Here is a 2329-nt window from a genome sequence, read left to right on the forward strand (position 1 = left end):
ATCCGACACCGTGGACCGCCTATGCCTTCGACGCCAGCGAAGCCTTCGTCAATGCGGTGTTCCTTCTGCTCTTCATGGCCATCATGCCGACCAGTGTGCTCGCCGCGTTCATCTTCACCGCGCACATGATGCTCAGAAACGCCATTGGCCACAGCGGATACGAGATATTTCCCGCCAACCGGGAGGGCCGCCCTCTGTTCGATTGGATGGCCACGGTCACACATCACGACCTGCACCATGCGCGGCCCCGCGCTAATTTCGGACTCTATTTCACCTGGTGGGACAAGCTCATGGGAACGGAAGACCCAACTTATTACGATGAATTCCAGCGTGCGGTCACACGCTGCGCGCTGCGCACCCGGCGACCTGCGAACTGAAGGGACAGGACCGTGGGCTTCTATCAGAATGTCCTGCTGCCGCGCCTGGTGCACCGCTCAATGACCAACCGTGAACTGCTGCCTTACAGGCACAGCGTGCTCTCGGCCGCGGAAGGACGCGTGCTCGAGATCGGCATTGGCTCAGGCCTGAATCTGCCACTCTATCCTGCCGCCGTGCACGACGTGATCGGCCTTGATCCGTCACCGCGGCTATTGGCGATGGCCCGGCATACCGCCAGGCATTGTACTTGCGCAGCAAATCTCATCGAGGCCTCGGCGGAGGAAATTCCGTTGGACAGTCACTCCATCGATACCGTTGTCACAACCTGGACGCTCTGCTCGATCCACGGCGCCGGCCAGGCGCTTGGCGAAATGCGGCGGGTACTCAAGCCAGGCGGGCAACTCCTGTTCGTGGAACACGGCCTCTCGCCGGAAGCGTCGGTTCAACGCTGGCAGGATCGCCTGACGCCGTTCTGGAAGCGCATCGGCGGCGGCTGCCATCTCAACCGACCGATCCGCACCCTGATCGAAAGCGCGGGCTTCAAGATCGGGCATCTTCAAACAGGCTATGCGAAAGGGCCAAGGCCGATGGTCTTCATGTACGAAGGCCGCGCCGTACCGTAGAACCGAACCCACGTTGCGACATGGCAGCCGATCTGCAAGGTCCGCACCGTCCAGTGCGGACCTTTCATTCATCCATGAGTCACCGACCAAACAGGTCGGCGTATCGCTGCAGGTAGAGCGGCCAGCCCTGATCGGCCGCAACACCATCGCGCACGCCTTCCCAACCCGCGCCGTGGCGCTCGAGCTTGCGGTGCTCCAACTCGACGCGCGTGCGGTTGGCGGCCTCTGCGGTGAACCGCACTTCCCACTCGCTGGTCTTGTTGAGATCGGTCTCCAGCCGCCATTGCGGCGTGATGTTCCAGCTAAGCAGCAGCCGGTGCGGCGGCTCGTAGGCCAGTACGTTCGCCCAGCGACACTCGCTGCCGTCTGCGCTGCGATCATAGATGTTTCCACCGACGCGCGGCTCGAACACCGTTTCGACGATGGGTACACGGAGCAGATTGTGCTCCTTGGGTTTGAACTTGCCAAAGTCCTCGGTGAAGACTTTGAAGGCGCGCTCGATCGGTGCCTCGACCACGATCGAATGCCTGACGATTGTATCTGCTGCTTGCGTACTCATCATCACTCCTTTGGCTGCTGCTCCACGGCTTCCTTGTAGGCCGCGAGCGTTTTTATCCAGAACCGGTCCAGGTCGGCGCGCAAAGCCGCCAACCCATCGGGATCGACGCGATAGATGCGGTGCTTGCCGGCGGGTGTGTCGACCACGAGCCTGGCATCCTTCAGTACCTTCAGATGCTGCGAAACCGCGGACCGGGTGACCGGCAGAGCGCTTGCCAACTCGGTCACCGAACTCGGGTGTTCGACCAGCATCTCGAAGATCGCGCGCCTCGTCGTGTCGCCGAGAGCCGTCCAGCCGCTGTTTAAGTTAGTTTCCACTAACGTGTTAGTATCGGCTCACGCGTTAAATGTCAACTGGATCCTCATAGAGTTTCCAGCCAGTCTCGATTTCGAAACCAACTCGGAACGCTGGATTGGCGGTCTCGGCTCGATGAACATCCTTGGTGGCGCTGCCGCTCCGACTGTTCGGTCCCGACGGCTACGGCGGCGTCGGCCGGTCACTACCGCCCGTCAGTTCAGTTCGGCCTTCGCCTCATTTGGCTTTGCCGCGATGACGGGCTGGCGTAGGGACGTCCCACCAATGTGAATGAGTGTGGCTGTCGGCGCACTCGGCATTAGCGCGTTTGGCACTATCGCGGCTGCGCAACCGCGCTCCGAATGCGGCATCTCCACCGATGTCTCGTAGCGGCTCGTATCCTGAGAAGGTTTGCGCTTCCGCAGACAAAATCGCAGACAAACTAGTCGTGCTAGTCTGCGGCGCCCTGCTAAGT

At 61.1% G+C, this 2329-nt stretch carries 4 protein-coding genes; 2 read left to right on the forward strand and 2 right to left on the reverse strand.

What is annotated here, in order from left to right; genetic code table 11:
• The coding region (locus EN742_RS32130) for a sterol desaturase family protein (RefSeq protein WP_148670412.1) at positions 1–377 on the forward strand (377 nt) is incomplete at its 5' end.
• Between the two features lie 12 nt (positions 378–389).
• The gene (locus EN742_RS32135) at positions 390–1001 is read left to right on the forward strand and encodes a class I SAM-dependent methyltransferase (protein ID WP_126057163.1); all 612 of its coding nucleotides are present in this window, start codon (positions 390–392) and stop codon (positions 999–1001) included.
• Between the two features lie 79 nt (positions 1002–1080).
• Here the strand turns inward: EN742_RS32135 and EN742_RS32140 are convergent, their stop codons facing one another.
• On the reverse strand, positions 1081–1560 hold the full coding sequence (locus tag EN742_RS32140) for an SRPBCC family protein (protein ID WP_126057164.1): 480 nt from the start codon (positions 1558–1560) through the stop codon (positions 1081–1083).
• 2 nt (positions 1561–1562) lie between these two features.
• The gene (locus tag EN742_RS32145; protein WP_126057165.1) at positions 1563–1877 is read right to left on the reverse strand and encodes a metalloregulator ArsR/SmtB family transcription factor; all 315 of its coding nucleotides are present in this window, start codon (positions 1875–1877) and stop codon (positions 1563–1565) included.
• Positions 1878–2329 lie beyond the last annotated feature (452 nt).

The organism is Mesorhizobium sp. M4A.F.Ca.ET.020.02.1.1, from assembly GCF_004022645.1.
Lineage (GTDB): Bacteria > Pseudomonadota > Alphaproteobacteria > Rhizobiales > Rhizobiaceae > Mesorhizobium.

Excerpts from the sequence above, each read along its gene's own strand:
- EN742_RS32140 (WP_126057164.1), bottom strand. The coding sequence starts at position 1,560 with ATGAGTACGCAAGCAGCAGATACAATCGTCAGGCATTCGATCGTGGTC.